Raw genomic sequence first — 23429 nt, 5'->3', positions numbered from 1 at the left:
CTTAAATTTTATTTATTCAGCGAGCAAAGTATCTAGTTTGTTTTTTACTTCTAAAGCAAACAAATCATCGCAACCGCCGATATGTTGATTGTTAATGAATATTTGAGGAACAGTATATCCGCCATTGGCTCTTTCGATCATTACATCACGTAATTCAGGATTAACATCAATCTCGATTTCATTAAATTTAACCTGCTTTTCTGTCAGTAGTGCTTTAGCACGATGGCAGTAGGGACAGTGCCCTTTGGTATAAATGTCTACTTTGCTCACAAGCTCACCTGTAAATTATTTATTGATTGGTAGACCAGCACCTTGCCATGCATTTATCCCACCTTTTAAAACAGAAACATTTTCGAAGCCTGCTTTTTGCATCTGAGAGGCGGTACGTTTTGCTGTCATACCCATTGCACAGACAACTATGATGGGTTTAGTTTTCTGTTTTTCAAGTGAACTGAAGTCAGCTTTTGTGACTAATTCAGCTTTTATTTGTTGTGAGCCTAAAATATGACCTTTTTTAAACTCTGCTGCAGTTCTGATATCTAAAACATAGGCATCTTCTCTGTTCATGAGTAATGTGGCTTCGTGGGTACTTAATTCTTTTAAAGAAGAAAGTTGGCTGGCTAGAGTGGTGTAAATAATGGCCACTACGAGTGCTACAAAAATTCCAGATAAAAAATAATGATTGGTAACAAATTCTATCATTTGATCCATAACTGACGGGTTCCACTAATGATTCTTGAAAAAAAGAGGGCAAAGTATATAGATTTTGCAGTCAGAAACTAGCCCTTAGTTTTAATCTATTAATGTGTAAAGAATAACTTATTGTTATCCATTTGCTTTTTTAGCTGTTATAGCTGATGACTGGCGCGCCGAGTAAGGATAACATTAGGGTAATGAAATTTAGTTGACTAAATAGGATATAGAAATGAGCCAAACAAAAAAAACCACAGCATTAATCATTTTAGATGGCTGGGGACACAGAGAAAATCAAGAAAGCAACGCAATTGCTCACGCGAATACTCCTGTTTTAGATGGTTTGTGTGAAAATTATACCAACACTTTAATATCTGGCTCAGGTCTAGATGTTGGATTACCACCAGGACAAATGGGGAATTCTGAAGTTGGCCATGTAAATTTAGGTGCAGGTCGTGTGGTTTATCAAGACTTTACTCGGGTAACAAAAGCCATTGAAGATGGTGACTTTTACGAAAATCCAACGCTTGTAGAAAATTTAGATAAAACTATTAAAGCAGGTAAAGCTGTGCATGTTATGGGCTTGTTGTCGGCAGGTGGTGTACACAGTCATGCAGATCATATCTTTGCCTTTTTAAAAATGGCAGCAAAACGTGGTGCGACCAAAGTTTATTTGCATGCTTTCCTTGATGGTCGTGATACACCTCCTCGCAGTGCGAAAGGGCCACTAGAGCAAGCTGATGCAGTATTCAAAGAAATCGGTCTAGGCAAAACGGCAACCTTAGTTGGACGTTATTATGCAATGGACAGAGATTCTCGATGGGATCGAGTTGAAACGGCTTATAACCTTATTGCTAAAGGTCAGGGCAATTGTCATGCGGATAGCGCACTAGATGCATTAGAAGCCTCTTACCAAAGAGATGAAAATGACGAATTTATGCAAGCCACTGTGATTGGAGATGCTGTGCCAATTGAAGACGGTGATTCATTGTTTTTCATGAACTTCAGAGCCGATCGTGCTCGCGAAATTAGTCGTCCTTTTGTCGAAGCTGATTTCAGTGACTTTAATAAAGGTAAACATATAGCGTTAACTTCTTTTGTTACTTTGACTCAATATGCTGAAAGTATTAAAGCGCCAAGTGCGTATCCTCCCGTTCCATTAGTGAATGTGATGGGGGATTGGTTAGCACAAAATGGCAAAACTCAATTGCGTATTTCTGAAACAGAAAAATATGCTCATGTGACTTTCTTTTATAGTGGTGGTCGAGAAGATCTGTATGAAGGGGAAGAGCGTATTTTGATCCCTTCACCTAAAGTGGCAACTTATGATTTACAACCTGAAATGAACTCAGCTGAATTAACCGATAAATTAGTGGCAGCAATTGAATCTGGAAAATTTGATGCGATTATTTGTAATTATCCCAATGGCGATATGGTAGGTCATACTGGTAACTTTGATGCAGCAGTAAAAGCATGTGAAGCAGTGGATGCTTGTATTGCTCGAATTGTTGCGGCTATTGAAAAGAATGGTGGTGATTGTTTGATTACCGCGGATCACGGTAATGCTGAACAGATGCAAGATGCCTCAACTGGTCAAGCGCACACGGCTCATACAAGCGAATTAGTACCATTTATTCATGTTGGTAGTCGTAAATCTACCGCTCGTGAAGGCGGTACTTTAAGTGACGTCGCTCCTACTATGTTACATTTAATGGGGATGCAACAGCCTGAAGAAATGACAGGTACGCCAATTGTGACACTTAACTAATTTGTTATACATGAGATACAACAACAAATCTAAAAGGTTGGCCAGCATATGGCTGCCCTTTTGGATTTTGTTTTTTGCCTCATTCGTGTCTCTTTCAACTTTTGCTCAGAGCCAAGATGATCTAGAGACTATTCAACAACAAATAAAGCACAAACAAGCTGAGATTAAAAAACAATTAGCCGTCGCTAAGAAAGTACAAAATAATCTACAAAAAGCAGAGTTAAAAATTGCTGAAACTGCGAAGAAGCTTAATCAAACCCAAAGCGCATTAAATAATAATCAAACACAACAACAAGTTTTGTTAGCTAAACAAAAAAGTCATTTAGCATCATTAGATAAACAGAAATTGGGATTGGCCAAACAGATCCGCAGTGCTTACATGACAGGCAATTATGACTTTGCCAAAATGTTGTTAAATCAAGAAGATGCAGCAAATTTTGAACGTACCATCACTTATTATCAATATTTGAATAAGGCACGAAAATCACAAATTGATTTATTTAATGGTTTAATTAAAGAGTTAGAGTCAGTTAACGCTGAATTAATCGATAAGCAACAAGAATTAGAAATCCTTAAATCCCGACAATTAAGTCAACAAAAAACATTAACAGCCCAGCAAGACGATAGGGAGAAAACCCTTAAACAATTGCGTGCATCAATCCAAACTGATGAGTTGAAAATTGCTCAGTTACAAATCAACGAAAAGAATTTATTAGAGGCTATTGCTAAAGCGCAGGCAAAATCTGAATCGAAAAAAAGTATCAAATTAGCAGGCTTGAATGCTCTAAAAGGTCGTTTACTAAAACCTGCTAAAGGTACGTTACGAAAAATGTTTGGTCGCTATCGTCAAGGTCAAATTAAATGGAAAGGTATTGTTATATACGGCGATGAAGGAAGCCCAGTGGTGGCCATTCATGACGCTAAAGTACTTTATTCCGATTGGTTACGAGGTTTTGGTTTAGTGTCTGTACTTGATCATGGCAATGGTTATATGAGCCTGTATGGGCACAATCAAGCATTATTAAAACAAGCGGGAGATACGGTTAAAGCAGGCGAGTCGATTGCACTATTAGGCCAAAGTGGCGGCCAAAGTCGACCTAATTTATATTTTGAAATTCGTCACAAAGGCAAACCTGTTAACCCGACCAGTTGGTTAAAGTTATAAGTATGTTGTAATAGCTAACTTACCACTTATAATCTTATTCAACTTTATTGCCGTTAAATAAAATAATAATTAAATCATGCGTTTATTCATCTTCTCATTTTTGTTGTTAGCAAGCTTACATGGGCAAGCAGCCCAAGTGTCTTTGATTATTGATGATATGGGCAATAATCAACGTGACGCTCTGGCATTTAGCTTGCCGGCAGAAGTGACCTTTGCCATTTTACCCAATAAACCTTTGTCTTCTGCTTTTTCTACACGAGCGGCTCAACAACATAGAGAAGTCATTTTACATATGCCTATGGAGTCTTTAGCCCGAGTGAATCAAGAAAAAGGTGTATTACTGTCAACCATGCAGCCAAATGAAATTATTCAAACGCTAAAGCAAGCCCTGTCGACTGTGCCTAATGCAGTTGGAATGAATAACCATATGGGCAGTCGATTAACTCAATTATCTCAACCTATGTCTGTGACTATGGATTATTTATCAAAACGAGGCTTATTTTTTGTCGATAGTAGAACAACTCGATACAGCAAAGCTGAATTGATCGCACAAAAAGCAGGGGTGTTAAATACCAAACGTAACGTATTTATTGACCATGTTATAGAGATTAACGAGATTGACCAACAATTTCAGCGCTTGCTTAGGCTGGCAAAAAAATACGGCCATGCGGTGGGTATAGGTCATCCCCATCCTGAAACCTTGCAATATCTAAACGAAAATTTACAGAACATTGAAACACAAGGAATATCTCTAGTTAAGCTAAGTGATGTTTTGAATGCTCCCGCAGAATTGGTTTCTATCGATACACTTCAAACAGGTGCTACTGCACTTTAGGAATAAAACATGGCAGCTGCAAACTTACTGGCGTTAATAGACGATATCGCCACCATATTGGATGACGTGGCTATTTTGTCTAAGGTCGCGGCAAAGAAAACCGCTGGGGTATTAGGTGACGATTTAGCGTTAAATGCTGAGCAAGTTTCTGGGGTTAAAGCTGAGCGTGAATTGCCTGTGGTTTGGGCTGTGGCAAAAGGTTCACTGTTAAATAAACTTATTTTAGTCCCATCTGCTTTATTGATAAGTGCCTTTTTACCTTGGTTGATTACGGTTTTATTAGTGTTAGGTGGTTTGTATTTGTGTTTTGAAGGGGTAGAAAAGTTGGCTCATAAGTTTCTGCATTCTAAAGAAGAGTTGGAAGCAGAACACGCAGAAAAATTAAATGCGATAGCCGATCCCAAAGTGAATTTAGTTGAACTTGAAAAAAGCAAAATAAAAGGCGCAATTCGGACTGATTTTATTTTGTCAGCTGAGATAGTAGTGATCGTTTTAGGTACAGTACAAGCCGAGCCTTTTATGACCCAAGTGACTGTTGTGTCGTTACTCGCTTTAGCGATTACCGTTGGGGTGTATGGCCTAGTGGCAGGTATAGTGAAGTTAGATGATGCCGGGCTGTACTTCTTGCGAAAATCATTATCAGGTTCGTTTCAAGGTTTATCTAGATTTGCTGGTAGAAGTTTATTAACGATTGCACCTTTACTTATGAAGACACTGGCGATCGTTGGTACTGCGGCTATGTTTTTAGTCGGAGGGGGAATATTAGTACATAGTATTCCTATACTGCATCATGCTATTGAGCCTGTATTGCAGGGTTTAGGAGCTATTTCTGTTTTGTCAGTCGTGGCACCTATTTTGTTAGATGGCTTGATTGGGATGATTGCAGGAGCTTTAGTTTTAATGTTGACTACCACAGGTTTGAAGCTTTTTAATAAAAATGAATAAAATATTGTAATTGTCATAATCTGATCAAAAAGGTGTGTATAAAACCTTGAATAATTCATGGAATGTTATATTATAACGATTCTGATTTTTAAGGTAACACTCATGCAAACCACAGAAGATAGATCAATTTTAGATAAACTAGGCATCTGGGCCTCTAGTTTGTGTGCGTTGCATTGCCTGGCCTTACCTATCTTGATCCCATTATTGCCTTTAGTCGGCTCGTTATTTTTCGCACAAGATTGGTTTGAAAAAACGATTTTATCTATGTCAATGATTGTTGGGTTTTGGGCATTATTTATTGGCTTTTATAAATACCACAGACAAATATATCCACTATACAGTTTATTCTTAGGCGGTTTAATTTACTGGAACAAAGATATATTTGGTGAGCAATACGAACCCTTCACTATTGCCATTGGTGCGTTTCTTATTATCGCTGCCCATGTGACCAATTTAAAATTATGTAAAAGCTGCCATAGCTGTGAATCAGACTCAGATTCTGGATCAGGATCTGGTTGCGCTAGTTAATTCGCTAACCTCTTAACACCAGCAATGCGTTTGCTGGTGAATTACTAAACACCCCATCAACCTGCCATTCTTTTAGTTTTAATAACTCTTTTGCTTCATCTACCGTATATACCATGATTTTTAAACCACGTTGTTTGGCATCTTGGACAAAATTTTCATCTAAACAGCACATATCAACATTGACCGAATACGCGCCAAGCTGTTCGGCAAATTCTGCGTATTTTAATGGTTTGCTAGCAGTTAAAGCAGCAATTCGAATATGTGGGGCCAATGCTTTGAATTTGGCTAAAAAGTGGTGGTCGAAGGAAGAAATGAAAAAGTCTGTATAGTTAAATGCTAATTCACTGACTGCACGCTCTATGTTGCATATGACTAGAGAAACATCGGTGACATCTTTGATTTCTAAATTGAGTAAACATTGGCCATTAACTAAGTTTAATACTTGCCATAAAGTGGGGATGCTTTGGCCTTCACCTAGGTCTAAGGCTTGTAACGCTTTTAAGTTATGCTCTTTAACTAACCCTGTACCATTGCTATTTCTAGATAAAATACGGTCATGAAATATCACTAATTCGTTGCCGATTTGTTGAACGTCCATTTCAATACCGTCAGCCTGTTGTTCTAGTGCTTTTTCCATGGCTAATAAAGTATTTTCTGGGGCATGGCTGCTTGCGCCCCTGTGAGCGAAAACTAACATACAGGTGACCTTAAGTTATTTACTGTGAAGTTTTTGAGCGTTATAAGTTTCGTATATTGCAGCAGAAATCACCATTAATCCACCCACAAAAGTTTGCCAATTGGGTTGTTCCTTTAAGATCACTATAGCCATTATTGTGCCCCATAAAGGTTGCATACAGGCGACCAGAGAAAAGGTTTTTGCCCTGAGGTGACGTAAACTTGCGGCAATTAACGCATGAGGTACAGCTGTTAATACTGTGCCTAAAACAAACAGCCAAATATAAGTGTGTTGATCGGCAGTATAAAGTTCTTTAGATGAAAAAAAGAACAAACAAACAAAAATCACTAATGTTTGATAAGCCATAGCATGAGCGCCAGAATAGTGAGAAAAGTGCTTGCGATGGATCAGGTTACGTAAGGCATATAAAAATGCAGAAAATATGCCTAAACCTATACCTAAAGTTATATCGTTATCGATAGACACTTCAGGGATCATTAAGCCAATACCGGATAAAACCACCAAGGCACTCACGACGTCTTGCCAAACTAAGCGGATCCTTTCAAACAAGGGTTCTAACAATACTGTGATGACGGGAAAAGAAAACAGTGCAATCATACCCACAGACACAGACGAATATTGCATAGCTGCAAAATATGACACCCAATGAACTGTCATTAATAGACCTAGAACTAGGGCGACCATGTAATCTTTAGCACAATATAAAGATAATCTACGACCAGTAAATTTGACAATTGCTATTAACATAATACAAGCAATAATAGAGCGGCCAAAAGTAATGTCAGTGGCAGACAGAGGTATTATTTTAGAGAAAAGCCCAGTGGCTCCTAACATCACTACCGTAAAGTGCAGTGACACTAAGCTCTTTTTAACGGGATCCACTGTTTATTTCAGTATCGAAGCAAAAACGTCGCCAAGGCGAGTGACGTCTCCTGCGCTGAGATCGGCTAATTCAATAGCATTGGGTTCAAAACATGCAACTATGGTTGAGCCTAGTTTAAAGCGGCCCATTTCTTCGCCTTTGTTGATAAACACTGAATTGTCGCCCTCTGTAGGATAAGTCCAGTGTTGTACATTTTTTCCTGCTGGAGGAGAAACTGTACCTGCCCATGTGGTTTCAATGCTAGCAACAATTGTTGCGCCCACTAATACCATGGCAAATTTTCCGACTTTGGTTTCGAATATTGCTACAACTCTTTCATTTCTGGCGAATAAGCCAGGTACACGTTCAGCTGTTAATGGACTAACAGAAAATAACTCGCCAGGTACATAAATCATATCGGTGAGTTGCCCATCAATAGGCATATGAATACGGTGATAATCTTTAGGGGCTAAATAAATGGTGGCAAATTTACCATTTAAAAAAGGTTGGGCTATTTCAGGTTTACCACCTAATAAAGATGTTAAGCTATAATCATGGCCTTTGGCTTGGAATATTGCGTCATATTCAATCTCCCCTAATTGACTGACTGTGCCATCAACGGGTAAAGCCAGTTTGTCTTCATCAGCAATAATTGTTCTGGCTTCTGGGTGCAACTCTCGGGTAAAAAACTGATTAAATGAAGTATAGGCTTCTGGATTAGGTTCTAGTGCCTCAGACATATCTACTTTATATTGCCTAATAAAAAGTTTGATTAATGTGCTGGTGACTACACCTGCTTCAGCTGCGGCTAATAAGCCTACCAGTCTAGAAATAAGGTGTTTAGGCATAATGTATTGCAATGCAATTTTAAGAGAATCCAACAAAATAAAAGTCCTAATTAACTATGTTTATCGAGCAGAATTGTACCTCAATAAAATTGCTTGTGTGATTTAAGCTAAGTCCAATAGGCTATATGCTAGTAGCATTTTCAGGTGAAAAAATTCAAATTTAAGATTGCCTTATTTAACCTGTAATAAGGTGACGAAACCTTCTATTGTTTGATGTGAGCCGGTCGTAATTCATCCATGTTCGCCAAAATTTTATGATAACTGTCATATCTTTGTTGGCTGACTTTACCTTGCTCTACGGCTTCTCTGATTACACAGCCGGGGTCGTTGCCGTGTTTGCAGTCTCTAAATTTACAGCCGCCTAAAAACTCTCTGAATTCTTTAAAACCTAAAATTAGTCGATCTGTAGGTAAATGCCATAAAGCAAATTCACGTACTCCCGGAGAATCGATTAAATCGCCGCCGGCAGGAAAATGCAATAATTTGGCAGTGGTAGTCGTGTGTTGGCCTAAGCCTGAATTATCAGAAATATCGCCAATGACTTCATCAGCATCAGGTAATAGAGCATTAATTAAACTGGATTTCCCCACCCCAGATTGACCAACAAAAACACTCACTTTGTCTTTTAAACATGCTGCTAATTGGTCAACACCCGTTAAGGTTTTACAGCTGGTATAGACAATTTGGTAGCCAATATCACGATAAATATTAAGCTGAGTTTCTACTTCAGCTCTTTCCGTTGGACTGAGTAGTTCAACTTTGTTCAATAATAATACTGGTTTAATCTCGACATCTTCAGAGGCAACTAAATATCGGTCAATGATATTTAAAGATAAACTGGGTAAGACCGAGCTGACAATAATAATCTGGTCTATATTGGCGGCTATGGGTTTTACCCCATCATAAAAATCAGGCCGAGTGAGTACTGACTTTCGATCTTTAACAGCTTCAATTATGCCACTGATACTCAGTGATTTATCTTTTCCTGGGCGGAATAATACTTGGTCACCACAAACAACACTGGTGATGGTGCGGCGCATATGGCAACGGTGCACTTCTGAAAATTGATCTTCTACATCTGCATGCTTACCAAAACGGCCGATCACGCGCCCAGTTTGTTGTTCTTCGAATTGATTGTCTTCTATTTCAGTGGGAGTCTCGCTGTTAGAAAGACGTTTTGTACGATTCACCGAAACTTGACGTTTCTGACGATTAGTTAATTTTGGTTTTTTTGCCACGTTTATCTATCGAGCCTTTTTCAGTTTCTAGTATCATGTTAACGTTTGCGGAGTTTTATACCAAATAGTATTAGCAATTCTTTTTCAACTTGGTCTTAGGAGTCACGATGTCGGTAAATAATGAAAATTTGGTTTGGATTGATATGGAGATGACAGGGCTTGATCCTGAAGTTGATCTAGTATTAGAAATTGCCACTATAGTAACAGACAAAGATTTGAATATTGTGGCTGAAGGCCCAGTGTTAGCAATTCATCAAAGTGACCAAGTGTTAGATAATATGAGCGAATGGTGTATCGATGTACATGGCAAAACGGGTCTCACTGCTCGCTGCAAAGCGAGTACTGTGTCAGAACAAGATGCTGTGGAACAAACTATTGCTTTTTTACAACAGTATGTAGCAAAAGGTGTTTCGCCTTTATGTGGTAATACCATAGGTCAAGATCGTCGATTTTTGGTGAAATACATGGCTCAGCTTGAAGAATATTTCCATTATCGAAATATAGATGTGAGTACTATTAAAGAATTAGTTCGTCGCTGGAAACCTGAATTGTTAGATGGATTTCAAAAGAAAGGTGTTCATTTAGCTTTAGATGATATTCGCGAGTCAATTGCCGAAATGGTTTACTACCGTAAGCATGTGTTTGTAATTTAACCTAAAACTGTTGGTTGTTTAATCAAACGGCAGTTTTTTTTAAAAAAATAGTAAAAAAACTTAATTTTTACTTGCATAGCAGCATAAGTTTTGTAAAATGCGCCTCCGTTTTGGACATCCTTTGTTTAACACGGGTAGTAAGAAATACATGATGTATTTTTAAATAGCCTAGGAACAGGGCAACGACCACATTAAATGTGAGTCAAAAAATATTGATATGCGGGAATAGCTCAGTGGTAGAGCACAACCTTGCCAAGGTTGGGGTCGCGAGTTCGAATCTCGTTTCCCGCTCCAATATTTTTATCATCTCATCTCTTTTTAAACTCTCTCGAATTTCATTCTTATAACGTAAGAATACTTATACCTTTGTACCTATAAGACCATTGGTTTGCTCCTGAACTTGTTATAAAATTCAATATGTTGATGTGCTTTAGTTTATTTATGGATATTGCACTAGGTTAACGGTATTTGAAAGGGAACAGCCATTCCAGCCACCGTCGCCTTGCTCAAAAACGCTGGATCGTTCTGAGAGCATAGTTCTTTAATGGAATGGGTATAATAACAAAAAGGTATTTTTGTATAGGCATGATATGTGCTTTCAGCATCCTCTAACCTTGATTTAAGTCGTACTGGGAAATAAATGAACAAACCTCAAAGATTCTTTCAATACTCAGCCATAGGGCTGGCTATCTCTTCTGTCTTTTCGACACCGAGTGTGGCGTTAGCGCAAAACTCTTCAGACAACCAAATTGAGACAATTGAAATAACTGCTACTCGTCGCTCTGGAACAGTGCAAGACGCACCATTAAATATCACAGCTTTAACACCTGATACTTTAGCGGAACAAAATATTGCTGATCTAGAAGATGTGGCTAGATGGGTTCCGGGGTTAACTGTTATCGACCAAGGCGGTCGAAATACCTCTCCTATTGTTGTCCGTGGTCTGAATACCAATAATTTAGGACCAGGACCTGAAGGTGGAACGGTTGCCACTTATGTCGGCGAAATCCCACTGCTTGTGAATATGCGACTGAATGACATTGAACGTGTTGAGGTTTTGATTGGCCCCCAGGGCACTTTATATGGTGCAGGCACATTAGGCGGAGCAATTCGTTATATATCTAAACAAGTTGAGTTAGATTTAACTGAAGGTCAAATCTCGGGTGATCTGTTTTCTTTATCACAGAGTGATTCTTTAGGCGGAGAAGGGGGCTTTGTTTTTAATACCCCTCTAATTAATGATGAACTTGGTATAAGAGTGTCACTAAACAAACTGCATAATCCAGGTTTTATAGACTACAACTATTTGGTGAAAGAAAGTGGCGTATCTTTAGCTGATCCTGATTGGTCGAATCCGGCAGAAGTAGAACAGAATATTTATCAGAAAAAAGATTTAAATAGCGAAGACACACTTACAACTAAAATGGCATTACGCTGGATGCCCAATGAAAACCTTGATGCCACCTTGTCTTATTTTTACCAGAAACAAGAGTTTGGTGCTCGTTCGATCGTGCATAATGATGCGTTAGCTGTTAATAACCCATTGTCTGAGCTAGTTGGGGAATATGAATCAGCTTATCGTTATGAAGAACCTAGAGAGGTAGAAGATTCTCTATTAAGTCTTGAAATAAAAGCCGATCTTGGCTTTGCAGATTTGGTGTCTGCCACCGGAAAATCTGAACATGAAGGAGACGGTAGCAGAGATCAATCCGACTTACTGATAGGCTTAGGTTTTGGATATGAAGAATTCCCTGCTTTTTCATCTTATTCTCGCGATACAGAACAAGCGGATATATTCACCCAAGAAGTACGCTTAGTATCAACAAATGATTCTGCCCTGTCTTGGATTGCAGGTGCTTATTATTACAAAGTGGATTCATCAGAAATTAGTGAAGAATTTACCCCCGGATTTGATGAATTTGCCTTGAATGATTGGCAAACTGGTGGAAACTTAAGACCTGATTCCCTTGAGTATTATTCAGTGACTTATATTCAATCTACTGAAAAAGCGTTATTTGGTGAATTGAGTTACCAATTTTCTGCTAAATTTGATGTGACATTAGGTGTCCGCTTTTATCAGTATGATGTGGCGGTGCAATCAGCTGTTGATTTTCCATTATTGTATACCTCTATTGATATAGAAGATGGCGCGGATGATTTTCGTAGTGGTGATGAGATCCTGTTTGATCTGGTCGATGTGGCTGATGAAGATGAGGGTAGCTTATTAAAATTAAATGCTAGTTATCAGTTTTCAGATGATGTATTAGCCTATGCCACCATAAGTGAAGGCTTTAGAATAGGTGGAGCCAATAGTGTCGGAGCATGTGATCCCAATGCAGCTAATGATGCTCAACAAGTCTGTGCTTTACCCTTTGAACAAACCTATGCCGCTGATACAACCGTTAACTACGAGCTAGGTTTTAAAAGTGCTTGGTTGAGAAATAAATTTCATTTTAATGGGGCTTTATTTAACGTCGATTGGAAAGATGCCCAAGTGGCGGGTTCAACCCAAAACGGTTTACAACCTATTACCAGAAATGCTGGAACAGCAAATGCCAAAGGAATTGAAATATCAACTCGGGCAATCATGACTGATGCGTTAACGGCTTATGCAACCTATGCTTTTACACAAGCTGAATTAACTAAAGACGTATTAGGTTTGTTTGGTAATGGTGATGGCGACGGTGCAGCTGATAATGATGGCGATATTGATGCTTTAAGTGGCGACCGTTTACCTGGTTCAGCAGAACATCAACTATCTTTTGGTATAAAATACAGCACAGAAGTGTGGGATGGAAAATCACTTGATATAGTGTACGGTTTAACTTCGCAAAGTGATGTGATTACCCAAATTGGTAATCGTGAAAGTGGTGAATCATTAGGTGGATATAGCTTGAGTAACATCAGTGCTTCTATTGCCGAAAATAGCTGGACAGCCACTTTTTATGTGAGTAATTTATTCGACAAATATGCCTACACATCGGCAAGGACTAACAAGGGTAATATAGGTTTAGCTACTGCTCCTGATGTGAATACAAATGGCTTTGAGATATCGCGAAGTTACGGGCATTACTTAGCAACCCCTCGTAAAGTGGGTGTTAAATTTAGTTATGATTTTGAATTATAAATCTACACTAGGGGCACATTGAGTGCCCTTTTTAATTTGCAGAATATGAATCAAATTGCACAACTACATAGACTGGCTCAGCAGGCGGTCAATAACAGGGATTTTGTTAAAGGTCACAGCTATTGTGTAGAGATCATCAAGCAAAACCCGCAACACGCTGATAGTTACTTTTTATTAGCTATGATCAATGTTGCAGTTGGGCAAATAACAAAAGCTATTAAACTGATACATAAAGCTTTAGAAATTGATACTACTGCTGAATATATGGCCCACCTTTGTAAATGTTATGCCTTGCAAGGTAAGATTGCTGAAGTATGTAAATATGCTGAGTTGGCACCAGTGAAAAACATCGAAAATCCGCTGACTTTAGATACCTTGGGTGTGGCCTTAAGCCATATCGGTTTGCATCAAAAAGCTTTGTTGTATTTTGCCAAAGCATTAACTCTTAACACTAAACGCCCTGAGTTTTATTACAACTTTGCTGTATCGAGTAAATTTGTAGGGCATTTTGCACAGGCTCGTGAGGCTTTTGAAGCCGCCATTCGTCTCAAAGCTGAATATTTTCAAGCGCACTTTGCTTTAGCTGATTTAGGAGGCATAGATAAAGATAACAATCATATTAAAAGGTTAGAGTCGCTTTTTAATCAGTCAATACACCCTAATAATTTATTGCATATCGGCCATGCTTTAGCCAAAGAATATGAGGCTTTAGGTGAGTATGACAAGTCTTTCGAGGCATTACACCAAGCTAAACAAGCAAAATTGGCTATTAGCCATTATCAATTTAGTCATGATAAAGAGCTTTTTGAACACCTGCAAAAAACGCAAGATTTAACTCGCTCAAATAATCAAGGTTATGACTCAGAACGGCCCATTTTTGTCTTGGGCATGCCTCGCTCTGGCACTACCTTAGTTGAGCGAATTCTGAGTAATCATACCGATGTGACATCTTGTGGTGAATTACAAGATTTTGCTTTGGCGGTGAAACAGGTGACGGCTACTGCTAGCCAAACTGTATTAGATCTTGAAACCTTAGAAGCCGCACAAAATGTTGACTATGCAGAGATTGGACGTCGTTATATACAAAGTACAGCTGAGGTATCAGGTAGCAGCAAATATTTTATCGATAAATTACCTTTTAACTTTTTTTACATAGACTTAATTAGAAAAGCCTTGCCTAAAGCCAAAATCATTTGTTTATTACGCAACCCAATGGATACCTGTATAGGCAATTTTAGGCAGCTATTTTCGAATACCAGTCCTTATTATCAGTACACTTATGATTTATCAACAATCGGTCATTTTTATGCAGAATTTTATCAACTAGCGCATCGCTGGGCTAAGTTAAAACCAGATAATTTTATGCTGCTCAAATACGAAGACTTAGTTATGCAGCCACAAACACATATCCAACAACTACTAGCATTTTGCCAACTGCCTTGGCAAGAAAAGTGTTTACATGTAGAGCAGAACCAAGCGCCAGTAGCCACGGCTAGTAAAGTTCAAGTACGTCAGCCTATTAACACTCATTCTATAGGTAGTTGGAAAAAATTCAGTCGGCATACACAAGATTTAGAGAATATTTTACGAGATGCCAATATTCCAGTTGAATAGCTCTTATCTTGAGTTGCAAGGCTAATCATTAACATGCACAATTAACTGGTCTAACCAGGAGTGTCTATGTCTCAATCAAGTCAGCAAAATAAGTATAAATCCAATCCTTTTCGTACTTTTGTCGATTTTGCCAATCGCAGGCCAGTTTGGTTCAGCTCTTGGTTAATTACCAAAGTGTTTCGATTTAAGGTTAAATTGGCTGGTACTACTGGCATCGAGATGTTGCATACAGATGGCAAAACAGTCACCTATAGGCAAAAAAACTATCGTAAAGCGCAAAACCACATTGGCAGCGTACATGCTGCTGCAACAGCTTTGTTGGCAGAATCATGCACAGGTTTTATTGTTGGGATTAATTTACCGGGAGATAAGCTACCCTTGATCAAACGCATGGACCTGCAATATATCAAAAGAGCAACGGGAGATATGACAGCGGTTGCTACTTTAACTGATGAACAAATTGACTTGATGCAAACTCTGGAAAAGGGCGAAATAAAGGTGGCAGTTAAAGTGACTGACGCAATGGGTATCGAACCTGTGATCTGTGAAATGATCTGGGCTTGGGTCCCCCAAAACAGATAACATAATAAAAAATTCATACAAATAATATTGACAGTTCTCAGTTATAAATTATAAAGCAAGGTAGAACTCAGCCCTGTGCAGAGTCAAGCTACCTTATGTTGTAAATTTTATTTTATGAGAATTGTTATGGCAAAAATTAAAAGAGACTCGTTAGTTGGCCGCTTGTTTGCAGATCCAAAAAATTATCCTTATGGTTTTTCTCGTTCAGGGGATTTTTCGATTAACGAAAGTAAAGCATTGGCTGAATATGGTTGTCTTATTGCTGCCTTAGTTGATGGTCATATTGCTCCCGAGACAGACGAAGACCAAGAATTGTTGGCCGCAGCATTTGCTAAAAAAGCCCCGCAAAGTTTTGCAGAGAAAGCTTGGGTGAAATATCAAAAGCGGATTAATCGTCCTAAACTTGCTGGAATATATGGTAGTCATCGTATATCTAACGACGATGAAGAAGCAAGTATAGGACAGGAAGACGAAATTCAAATTGAAATTGATGATGAATAAATAACGACTAGGTATTTCATTTAAAAATCTCTGTTTGTGCAGACGATGCAAAACATCCTAATTATACTAGTTGATACTGTAATTGTTAGGATGTTCATCCTATTATTTCCCGTTACAAGGATAAAAATCTCACTTATTGCCACTTAACTGTTTATTCTTCCTAATCCGTCAAGTATAGTGCCGTCATTAAACTAAACTCAGCAATTTTCTGGAGAATATCTAATGGAAATGATGTCAGGCGCCGCAATGGTTGTAAGGGCGCTAAAAGATGCAGGCGTAAAACATGTATTTGGATACCCTGGTGGTTCAGTACTGGATATTTACGATGCGCTATATGTCCAGGATGATGTTGAACACATACTTGTAAGACATGAACAAGCCGCAGCTCATATGGCAGATGGTTATGCTCGCTCAACAGGTAAAACAGGGACAGTGTTAGTGACTTCTGGTCCTGGTGCAACAAATACTATTACGGGTATTGCTACCGCATATATGGATTCAATTCCTATGGTAGTTTTATCTGGACAAGTCCCAACTATGCATATTGGCGAAGACGCTTTCCAAGAAACAGATATGATCGGTTGTTCACGTCCTATCGTGAAACACAGCTTTTTAGTTAAACGTGCAGTGGATATTCCTGGCGCTATCGCTAAGGCTTATCATATTGCGAATACAGGTCGTCCAGGCCCAGTAGTTATTGATTTACCTAAAGATATCGTTAACCCGTTAGAAGAACATCCTTATGTTTTTCCGGAAACAGTAGAAATGCGTTCGTATAACCCAACGCTGAAAGGTCACAATAAACAAATTAAGAAAGCCATTGATACAATTAAAGCAGCTAAACAGCCTGTTCTTTATATCGGTGGTGGTGTGATTATGAGTGAATCTAGCGCCAAAGTGACTGAATTTGCTGAATTATTAGGATGCCCTGTTACTTCAACCCTTATGGGATTAGGTGCAGTATCGGGTACTCATGAACAATTTGTTGGTATGTTAGGTATGCATGGCACATTTGAAGCGAATAAAACGATGCATAATGCTGATTGTATTATTGCTTTAGGTGCTCGTTTTGATGATCGTGTGACAAATAATGTGGCCAAGTTTTGTCCTAATGCAACCATAGTACATGTTGATATTGATCCTACTTCTATTTCTAAAACTGTTGCCGCACACATACCTGTAGTGGGATCTATCGAAACCGTTTTAGAGCAGTTTTTTGAAAAATTAGATGGTTTTGATGTTGCTGCACATAAAGAAAGTTTGTCTGCTTGGTGGGAACAAATTAACCAATGGCGTGGGCAAAAATGTTTAGAGTTTAAATTTGATAACGAGCAAATTAAGCCACAGCAAGTTGTACAATCTTTGTATAAACATACACAAGGTGATGCGTTTATTACCTCTGATGTAGGTCAACACCAAATGTTTGCTGCTCTTTATTACCCATTTGCCAAACCAAGACGTTGGATTAATTCTGGTGGCGCAGGAACCATGGGCTTTGGTTTTCCTGCCGCTATGGGTGTTCAAGTGGCACATCCTGATGCAGTTGTTGCTTGTGTTACAGGTGACGGTAGTATTCAAATGAATATCCAAGAATTGGCGACATGTTTGCAATACAACATTCCAGTTAAGATTATCTCTATTAATAACCGTGCGTTAGGCATGGTACGCCAATGGCAGGATATGATTTATAAAGGGCGTCATTCACATTCGTATATGGATTCTTTACCTGACTTTGTTAAATTAGCAGAGGCTTATGGCCATATTGGAATTAGAGTGGATAAACCTGAAGAGTTAGATGATGCTATGGCTCGCTGCTTTGCAGAAAAAGACCGCCTAGTATTTATGGATATTCGAGTAGATCAAAACGAACACGTATACCCAATGCAGATTAAATATGGTGCGATGGACGATATGCGATTGAGTAAGACGGAGCGTACCTAATGAGAAGAATCTTATCTGTTTTAATGGAAAATGAACCAGGCTCATTATCGCGTTTGGTAGGGGTTTTCTCACAACGTGGTTATAACGTTGATTCTTTGAGCGTGGCACCTACTGATGACAAAAGCCTTTCTAGATTAACCATAGTTACTGAGGCTGATGACAAAGTGATTGAACAAATCACTAAGCAAGTTAATAAATTGATTGACGTGCTTAAGGTGTCAGATTTATCAGACGGTGTACACGTTGAACGTGAACTTATGCTGATAAAAGTGGCGACTCGTTCTGAATCAGTTCGCGCTGAAGTGAAACGTAATGTGGATATTTTCAGAGCGCAAATTGTTGATGTCGATACGGCTAACTACACTATTCAAGTAACAGGTACTAGCGATAAACTAGACGCATTTGCCCATGCAATTGGTCAGAGTACTGAAATTATTGAAGTATCAAGATCGGGGGTTTGTGGTTTAGCCAGAGGTGAAAAAGCACTGCGTTTGTAAATAATCCTAACTAAAAAAAGCCCTACGGGGCTTTTTTTATGCCTAATATTTGCAGTGATTTTAATTTAGCTTGCTGTTTGGCAATGTAAAATTTTACTGTTTTGTGACATCTAGCTTACTGCAATTGCATGTTTTATGATGTTTTTCCAAAGATATAGTCGTTTTGTAATTTAATTACATTATTTTTGATATCGTTATTCAATATAGATATTTCTAAATGATATAGTTGTTGTTTTTTAATCCTTTAAAAACAACAGTTTGCTGGTTTGTTGGTTATTGAATATTATAATTTACAATTGGTCGATTTATTGCAACAGAAATAAAACAACATAATTCTGTAATTTAATTACACTGTTTTCATCGAGTTGAGAAATTAGCTCTACAAATTATTATTTTAATCTATCGAGGTGTTGTTATGAAAACGTTGTTAATATCAGTTGTTGTTGCTTGTACGGCTTCTATATCTCTTACTGCAAATGCAGCCATGAAGTTTGTTGGTGAAACTCAATATGCTTCTTTATGTGAAGCTGCTGCTACCAATAATACCCAAATGATGAAGCAGAGTGTTAAGCAACACGCTTCTGAATTTGGTTTTACAGATAAGCAAATGCTAAGAGTTATTGCCCAAGCAAATAACTTTAAATGCTCTGGGAAAGGGTTGGTTGAATTTTCAGAAATGAAAGGCTCTGTTGAAGTTGCTAATTACTTAACCTCTAATGGTCGTCAATCTACACCAGAAGTTGAACAGGCTTCTAGTAAGTATAAATTTGTAGGCGATCAAAACTTTGCTAGTTTCTGTAAGTCAGCAATCAACAATGACCTTAGTCAATTTAAGCGTGCTATAAGTCGCCAAGTGGGTAACATTGCTTCTTCTAGACAAAGAGTATTAGATATCGCACTTGAAGGAAATAATATTTCTTGCGGTGGTGTTAGCTTAAGTGAATTTGTTGAGCAAAATAACGCAACAAATGTTTTAGAGTATATTACTCAGTAAGACTTTGCTTATCTTTTACAAAAATAACATTTACAAACAGCCTCAGGGCTGTTTGTTTTGTCTACCAAACTAAGTCTTTAAAGTGTTTTCTGCACATAGATTCGTACCTATCATTGCCACCTACTTCTACTTGTTCACCTTCTTTTACGGCATGGCCATTTTCATCAATTCTTACCACAAAAGTGGCTTTTCTTCCGCAATGACAAATAGTTTTGAGCTCAATTAATTTATCAGCCCAAGCTAATAAATAACGGCTACCTTCAAAGGTTTCTGCTAAAAAATCAGTACGTAGACCATAAGCGAGCACAGGGATATCAAGATCATCTACTACATCGACAAGCTGTTGTACTTGCTGTTTAGTTAAAAATTGTGCCTCGTCAATAAACAAACAATCTAAGTTTTTTTCTTCTGCCATTGTTTTAATAGTTGTTAATAGATCCGTTTGCGGGTTGAACAAGTGTGCGTTCGCTTCGAGACCAATACGTGAGGCGACTTTGCCTTGGCCATATCGATTGTCTAAAGCAGCAGTAAATATTTCTGCGCGCATACCACGCTCAGCATAGTTGTAGGCGGATTGTAATAATGCAGTGGATTTTCCAGCATTCATCGCTGAATAATAAAAATAAAGCTGAGCCATTAAATATACTCGTTAGGAAATTTTGTCGATGAAGTGCTCTTTGGTGCAGATTTTTGCCAGAGAATTAAATCTTCAGTTTTCATAGGTTTTGCAAAATTATACCCTTGCAGGTAATCAATTCCCATAGCAAATAACAAATCTGCTTGTTTGTCGGTTTCTACTCCTTCTGCGATGGTTTTATAATTAAGTGCTTGGGCAATATATTGGGTGGCTCTGATAATAGCTTCCCCTTTACCTTCGATATTATCTACAAAGGTTTTATCAATTTTTACGTAATTAACTGGCAGTGTTTGTAATTGTGATAGGGATGAATATCCGGTACCAAAATCATCAATTGACAGATTAATTTGTCGCTCTTGTATATGCTTAAGTTGCTGAAGCACTTTGTTTTGGTTTTCAACAAATGTTGATTCGGTTATTTCTAGGTGCAGACGATGAGGCGGTAAACCAGTACTTTTTAGACAATTGTCTAATAAGCGCATAAAGCCATCATCCATAAGTTGTATAACCGATACATTGACTGATACAGCCGTATCCGTGCAATATTGCCAATGCTTGGCATCCATACAAGCTCGGTTTAATACCCAAGCGCCAATTTCTTTGATTAATCCTGATTTTTCTGCAAGGGGAATAAATTGATCAGGACCAATAAAGGTGCCGTTAAAATCCCATCTTAGTAAGGCCTCAAAAGCCCGAGGTGATTTATCATTGGCAGATACAATAGGTTGATAACACAGGTATAATTGTTTCCGTTGAATAGCGTGTTGTAGCCCATCTAAAATTCGTTGTGATGCCTCTATTTTTTCCTTTAAATCGACCGAAAATAATCTAGCCGCAGCTACCGAGGTTTTTTTCTGTTGGCACATAGTTAAATCAGCTAACTGGATAAGCTCAGTGGCCGATGATGTATGAGTAGGGGAGGTAGCAATACCAATTGAAGCTGTTAGATGTAGTTCATTACCATCCACAAAAATAATTTGCTCGATACTAGTAATTATTGCTTTGGCTATGGATTTGGCTGCTTCTTCATCGCTATAGGATAAGGCTACTAAAAACTGATCTCCACCCCATCGCCCCACAGGATTTGATTCAGAAAATGCACTAATGCGTTGAGCGACTTGAATTAACACACTATCCCCAACTTTATGTCCCATAGTATCGTTAATTTTTTTAAAGCCATTGAGATCAATAAACAATAATGCCAAATGAGCGTTATTACTTTTTGCTTTTTCGATTAAGCTTGTTAAATTTGTCGTAAATGCCTTACGATTCACCAGTTTTGTCAAAGGGTCAAGATTATTCAAATTGACTATTTGTGCCGTCCTTGTTTTAACTTCATCTTCAAGATGAATATTGATTTCAGCTATTTTTTGTGACGCCTGTTTTAATTCATTATTCGCCATTTTTACTCTATTTCTTTCTTGTTTCATTTCTAGAGATAGCTTTTCATTTTCATATTTTTGTTGAATTGCGTTGGCCGTAGACCTTGATGTTTTAATACCCAAAGTTATGAGTAATATGCTTAATGGAATGGCAATATAACCGAGAGCTTGTTGATACTGATGTTCTGAAAATAGTGTAATAATAGCTAAAGGAAATACGAGAATTAAACCGTAAGAAAATGAAATATAGCGACTTGCAGATAATACTGGGACTGCTCCGCCAGCAAATGCAGTCAAAATAATGAAGTTAAAACAAAACCCGTCAAAATCCATAGCAGGTAAAAAGATCAGGGTATGCATAGACCAAAGTGCGGCGGTTAATAATACACCAAATGCAAATCTATTTATCGCGCTAGTTCCTTCGGATACTATAAACTGGCTACGCCATTTCCATTCTGCTAAATCGACGATTCTGAATAATAATAGACAACTCATAATTAACCACCAGATAAATTTTTCTTTATCTATGGACCCTTGAGCATATAAAAATACTGAGATTGTACTGGCTATGAAACTAAACATTATTCCTATAAAAGCAGCATCGTAGAGTAATGAAGCCTTATGGTGATTGCTTAGCTGTTTGTGTGAGGTATTAGCAGTAATAAAGATACACCTTAGTGAATTGTTTTACTCTAACTTACATCTATCTATATAAAGGGATTGATAATAGTAAGATGAATTATTTATCAGTAAAACAAGTGTTATCATTTTGTTCGCGCAAGATGCTTAGATTAACCAAAAAATATTAGTATAACTAGTGAAAATGTTGTTTGATGACGTTATTACCCTGCTTAGTTATGAATATTATTAGCCTATCTACTCAGTAAATTGATATTTATTTATATCAAAGATACTGATTGGTTTAGCTTCAATGAAATCTAGCTTACAATACCTAAAATATTATAGAGAGGGTTTGCTTTGCAACAAAAAAAGGTTGAGGCGCCAAGGTTTGAATTGGCGTTTTTGTTACCCAAATATTGGTTAACTTGGATCAGTATTGTTATCTTGTACAGTATTTCTTGGTTACCTTATAAGGTGCAACTTTCTTTGGGTAAACTTTTAGGAAAATTACTCAAAGTTGTGGCTAAAAAAAGATGTTTAGTAGCGAAACGAAATTTAGAATTATGTTTTCCTGATTATACTGAACAGCAGCGTCAAGCTATTTTAGATGCCAATATTGAAAATGCAGGTATGGCAATTCTAGAGACTGGCATGGGCTGGTGGTGGCCGAATTGGCGGGTTAATAGAAAAGCTGAATTTGAGGGTTATGAACATATTGAAGCCATATTAGCCAAAGGAAAAGGGGTACTTGGTTACGCTATTCATAATTTAAATTTAGAATTCTCTTGTCGTGTACTAGGTGCAACTCAACCTTCAGTTGTTTTTTATCGCAAACACAATAATCCACTGATGGAATACATGCAGTATTTTGGTCGAAGTCGTGCCAATAAATACATGGTGCATAAAAGGAATGTAAAAGGTTTGATAAAAGCATTAGATGACGGCGAACTTTGTATGTATTTACCTGACCAAGATTATGGTCGAAATAAGTGTGAATTTACCCCCTTTTTTGCGGTGCCAGAAACCGCCTCTACTACTGGTTCTTTGTTGTTTGCCAAGAGTGCAAATTGTGAAACTGTGTTTCTTGCTTCAATACGAACAAAAACTGGCTATAAAGTTATAGTGCTTCCAGGACTGGAGAATTTCCCTTCAGGTGACGATAACTATGATGTAGCACGAATAAATCAGACTATTGAAAAGTTGATAGCTTTGGCTCCTGAGCAGTATTTGTGGATGCACAAACGTTTTAAAACTAGGCCTTCAGCGGATGAACCTTCTTTGTATGAATAACACAGTTTACG

The 23429-nt window shown here is 38.0% G+C and carries 22 protein-coding genes and 1 tRNA gene; 15 read left to right on the top strand and 8 right to left on the bottom strand.

Annotated elements, in window-relative coordinates:
- Positions 1–12 precede the first annotated feature (12 nt).
- Positions 13–270, bottom strand: coding sequence for a glutaredoxin 3 (gene grxC / locus GQR87_RS16680; protein ID WP_158971277.1), 258 nt, complete (start codon positions 268–270; stop codon positions 13–15).
- 15 nt (positions 271–285) lie between these two features.
- Positions 286–711 carry a rhodanese-like domain-containing protein gene (locus tag GQR87_RS16675; RefSeq protein WP_158971275.1) on the bottom strand — a complete coding sequence of 142 codons (426 nt, stop codon included), beginning with the start codon at positions 709–711 and terminating at the stop codon, positions 286–288.
- A gap of 214 nt (positions 712–925) precedes the next feature.
- Between GQR87_RS16675 and gpmI the strand changes: the two genes are divergently transcribed.
- The 5 genes from gpmI to GQR87_RS16650 all read left to right on the top strand — a co-directional run bounded on the left by gpmI (position 926) and on the right by GQR87_RS16650 (position 5934).
- A complete protein-coding gene (gene gpmI / locus GQR87_RS16670) occupies positions 926–2461 on the top strand; it encodes a 2,3-bisphosphoglycerate-independent phosphoglycerate mutase (protein WP_158971273.1) in 1536 nt (511 codons plus the stop codon).
- A gap of 85 nt (positions 2462–2546) precedes the next feature.
- Positions 2547–3626 carry a murein hydrolase activator EnvC gene (locus tag GQR87_RS16665; RefSeq protein WP_233267300.1) on the top strand — a complete coding sequence of 360 codons (1080 nt, stop codon included), beginning with the start codon at positions 2547–2549 and terminating at the stop codon, positions 3624–3626.
- Positions 3627–3702: 76 nt separating this feature from the next.
- Positions 3703–4461: a divergent polysaccharide deacetylase family protein gene (locus GQR87_RS16660; protein WP_158971269.1), complete on the top strand. Its 759-nt coding sequence runs from the start codon at positions 3703–3705 to the stop codon at positions 4459–4461.
- A 9-nt stretch (positions 4462–4470) separates the two neighbouring features.
- Positions 4471–5406: a DUF808 domain-containing protein gene (locus tag GQR87_RS16655; RefSeq protein WP_158971267.1), complete on the top strand. Its 936-nt coding sequence runs from the start codon at positions 4471–4473 to the stop codon at positions 5404–5406.
- 102 nt (positions 5407–5508) lie between these two features.
- Positions 5509–5934: a MerC domain-containing protein gene (locus tag GQR87_RS16650; RefSeq protein ID WP_158971265.1), complete on the top strand. Its 426-nt coding sequence runs from the start codon at positions 5509–5511 to the stop codon at positions 5932–5934.
- A 4-nt stretch (positions 5935–5938) separates the two neighbouring features.
- On the opposite strand, the gene GQR87_RS16645 is transcribed toward GQR87_RS16650, so the two are convergent.
- From GQR87_RS16645 to rsgA, 4 genes are all read right to left on the bottom strand, one after another.
- On the bottom strand, positions 5939–6631 hold the full coding sequence (locus GQR87_RS16645) for a glycerophosphodiester phosphodiesterase family protein (protein WP_158971263.1): 693 nt from the start codon (positions 6629–6631) through the stop codon (positions 5939–5941).
- 15 nt (positions 6632–6646) lie between these two features.
- A complete protein-coding gene (locus tag GQR87_RS16640) occupies positions 6647–7513 on the bottom strand; it encodes a DMT family transporter (protein ID WP_158971261.1) in 867 nt (288 codons plus the stop codon).
- Between the two features lie 3 nt (positions 7514–7516).
- A complete protein-coding gene (gene asd, locus GQR87_RS16635; protein ID WP_158971259.1) occupies positions 7517–8377 on the bottom strand; it encodes an archaetidylserine decarboxylase in 861 nt (286 codons plus the stop codon).
- Positions 8378–8544: 167 nt separating this feature from the next.
- The gene (rsgA, locus tag GQR87_RS16630) at positions 8545–9579 is read right to left on the bottom strand and encodes a small ribosomal subunit biogenesis GTPase RsgA (RefSeq protein ID WP_158971257.1); all 1035 of its coding nucleotides are present in this window, start codon (positions 9577–9579) and stop codon (positions 8545–8547) included.
- 107 nt (positions 9580–9686) lie between these two features.
- On the opposite strand from rsgA, the gene orn reads away from it, so the two are divergent.
- The 9 genes from orn to GQR87_RS16585 all read left to right on the top strand — a co-directional run bounded on the left by orn (position 9687) and on the right by GQR87_RS16585 (position 19488).
- The gene (gene orn, locus GQR87_RS16625; RefSeq protein WP_158971255.1) at positions 9687–10232 is read left to right on the top strand and encodes an oligoribonuclease; all 546 of its coding nucleotides are present in this window, start codon (positions 9687–9689) and stop codon (positions 10230–10232) included.
- A 219-nt stretch (positions 10233–10451) separates the two neighbouring features.
- Positions 10452–10526: transfer RNA gene (locus GQR87_RS16620), tRNA-Gly, on the top strand.
- 346 nt (positions 10527–10872) lie between these two features.
- On the top strand, positions 10873–13359 hold the full coding sequence (locus tag GQR87_RS16615; RefSeq protein ID WP_158971253.1) for a TonB-dependent receptor: 2487 nt from the start codon (positions 10873–10875) through the stop codon (positions 13357–13359).
- A gap of 18 nt (positions 13360–13377) precedes the next feature.
- Complete coding sequence (locus GQR87_RS16610) at positions 13378–14973, top strand: tetratricopeptide repeat-containing sulfotransferase family protein (protein ID WP_233267299.1); 1596 nt, start codon at positions 13378–13380, stop codon at positions 14971–14973.
- 66 nt (positions 14974–15039) lie between these two features.
- A complete protein-coding gene (locus GQR87_RS16605) occupies positions 15040–15555 on the top strand; it encodes a DUF4442 domain-containing protein (protein WP_158971251.1) in 516 nt (171 codons plus the stop codon).
- 126 nt (positions 15556–15681) lie between these two features.
- Positions 15682–16056 carry a DUF413 domain-containing protein gene (maoP, locus tag GQR87_RS16600; protein ID WP_158971249.1) on the top strand — a complete coding sequence of 125 codons (375 nt, stop codon included), beginning with the start codon at positions 15682–15684 and terminating at the stop codon, positions 16054–16056.
- A 222-nt stretch (positions 16057–16278) separates the two neighbouring features.
- Positions 16279–17997: an acetolactate synthase 3 large subunit gene (locus GQR87_RS16595; RefSeq protein ID WP_158971247.1), complete on the top strand. Its 1719-nt coding sequence runs from the start codon at positions 16279–16281 to the stop codon at positions 17995–17997.
- Entirely contained in the window at positions 17997–18494 is a 498-nt protein-coding gene (gene ilvN, locus GQR87_RS16590) for an acetolactate synthase small subunit (protein WP_158971245.1), read from the top strand. The genes GQR87_RS16595 and ilvN overlap by 1 nt, the downstream gene beginning before the upstream one ends.
- 415 nt (positions 18495–18909) lie before the next feature.
- Positions 18910–19488, top strand: coding sequence for a hypothetical protein (locus GQR87_RS16585; RefSeq protein ID WP_158971242.1), 579 nt, complete (start codon positions 18910–18912; stop codon positions 19486–19488).
- Between the two features lie 61 nt (positions 19489–19549).
- Here GQR87_RS16585 and GQR87_RS16580 read toward each other — a convergent pair whose 3' ends face one another.
- Together GQR87_RS16580 and GQR87_RS16575 are read right to left on the bottom strand one after the other, a co-directional pair.
- Positions 19550–20125 (bottom strand): thymidine kinase, encoded by a 576-nt coding sequence (locus GQR87_RS16580; protein ID WP_158971240.1) that lies wholly within the window; start codon positions 20123–20125, stop codon positions 19550–19552.
- A complete protein-coding gene (locus GQR87_RS16575; RefSeq protein WP_233267298.1) occupies positions 20125–22002 on the bottom strand; it encodes a bifunctional diguanylate cyclase/phosphodiesterase in 1878 nt (625 codons plus the stop codon). The genes GQR87_RS16580 and GQR87_RS16575 overlap by 1 nt, the downstream gene beginning before the upstream one ends.
- 483 nt (positions 22003–22485) lie before the next feature.
- Between GQR87_RS16575 and lpxL the strand changes: the two genes are divergently transcribed.
- Positions 22486–23418 carry an LpxL/LpxP family Kdo(2)-lipid IV(A) lauroyl/palmitoleoyl acyltransferase gene (gene lpxL / locus GQR87_RS16570; protein WP_158971236.1) on the top strand — a complete coding sequence of 311 codons (933 nt, stop codon included), beginning with the start codon at positions 22486–22488 and terminating at the stop codon, positions 23416–23418.
- Positions 23419–23429: the final 11 nt, after the last annotated feature.

It is taken from the genome of Paraglaciecola sp. L3A3, from assembly GCF_009796765.1.
In the GTDB taxonomy this organism is placed as follows: Bacteria; Pseudomonadota; Gammaproteobacteria; order Enterobacterales; family Alteromonadaceae; genus Paraglaciecola.
This window is presented reverse-complemented; position numbering and strand designations above follow the sequence as displayed.

Bases quoted from the DNA above. Each gene is read 5' to 3' on its own strand.
- GQR87_RS16575 (WP_233267298.1), bottom strand. From the start codon at position 22,002: ATGAGTTGTCTATTATTATTCAGAATCGTCGATTTAGCAGAATGGAAA.
- GQR87_RS16655 (WP_158971267.1), top strand. From the start codon at position 4,471: ATGGCAGCTGCAAACTTACTGGCGTTAATAGACGATATCGCCACCATA.
- GQR87_RS16660 (WP_158971269.1), top strand. From the start codon at position 3,703: ATGCGTTTATTCATCTTCTCATTTTTGTTGTTAGCAAGCTTACATGGG.
- GQR87_RS16605 (WP_158971251.1), top strand. From the start codon at position 15,040: ATGTCTCAATCAAGTCAGCAAAATAAGTATAAATCCAATCCTTTTCGT.
- GQR87_RS16645 (WP_158971263.1), bottom strand. From the start codon at position 6,631: ATGTTAGTTTTCGCTCACAGGGGCGCAAGCAGCCATGCCCCAGAAAAT.
- GQR87_RS16675 (WP_158971275.1), bottom strand. From the start codon at position 711: ATGGATCAAATGATAGAATTTGTTACCAATCATTATTTTTTATCTGGA.
- ilvN (WP_158971245.1), top strand. From the start codon at position 17,997: ATGAGAAGAATCTTATCTGTTTTAATGGAAAATGAACCAGGCTCATTA.
- orn (WP_158971255.1), top strand. From the start codon at position 9,687: ATGTCGGTAAATAATGAAAATTTGGTTTGGATTGATATGGAGATGACA.
- maoP (WP_158971249.1), top strand. From the start codon at position 15,682: ATGGCAAAAATTAAAAGAGACTCGTTAGTTGGCCGCTTGTTTGCAGAT.
- gpmI (WP_158971273.1), top strand. From the start codon at position 926: ATGAGCCAAACAAAAAAAACCACAGCATTAATCATTTTAGATGGCTGG.
- GQR87_RS16585 (WP_158971242.1), top strand. From the start codon at position 18,910: ATGAAAACGTTGTTAATATCAGTTGTTGTTGCTTGTACGGCTTCTATA.
- GQR87_RS16595 (WP_158971247.1), top strand. From the start codon at position 16,279: ATGGAAATGATGTCAGGCGCCGCAATGGTTGTAAGGGCGCTAAAAGAT.
- GQR87_RS16615 (WP_158971253.1), top strand. From the start codon at position 10,873: ATGAACAAACCTCAAAGATTCTTTCAATACTCAGCCATAGGGCTGGCT.
- GQR87_RS16650 (WP_158971265.1), top strand. From the start codon at position 5,509: ATGCAAACCACAGAAGATAGATCAATTTTAGATAAACTAGGCATCTGG.
- GQR87_RS16580 (WP_158971240.1), bottom strand. From the start codon at position 20,125: ATGGCTCAGCTTTATTTTTATTATTCAGCGATGAATGCTGGAAAATCC.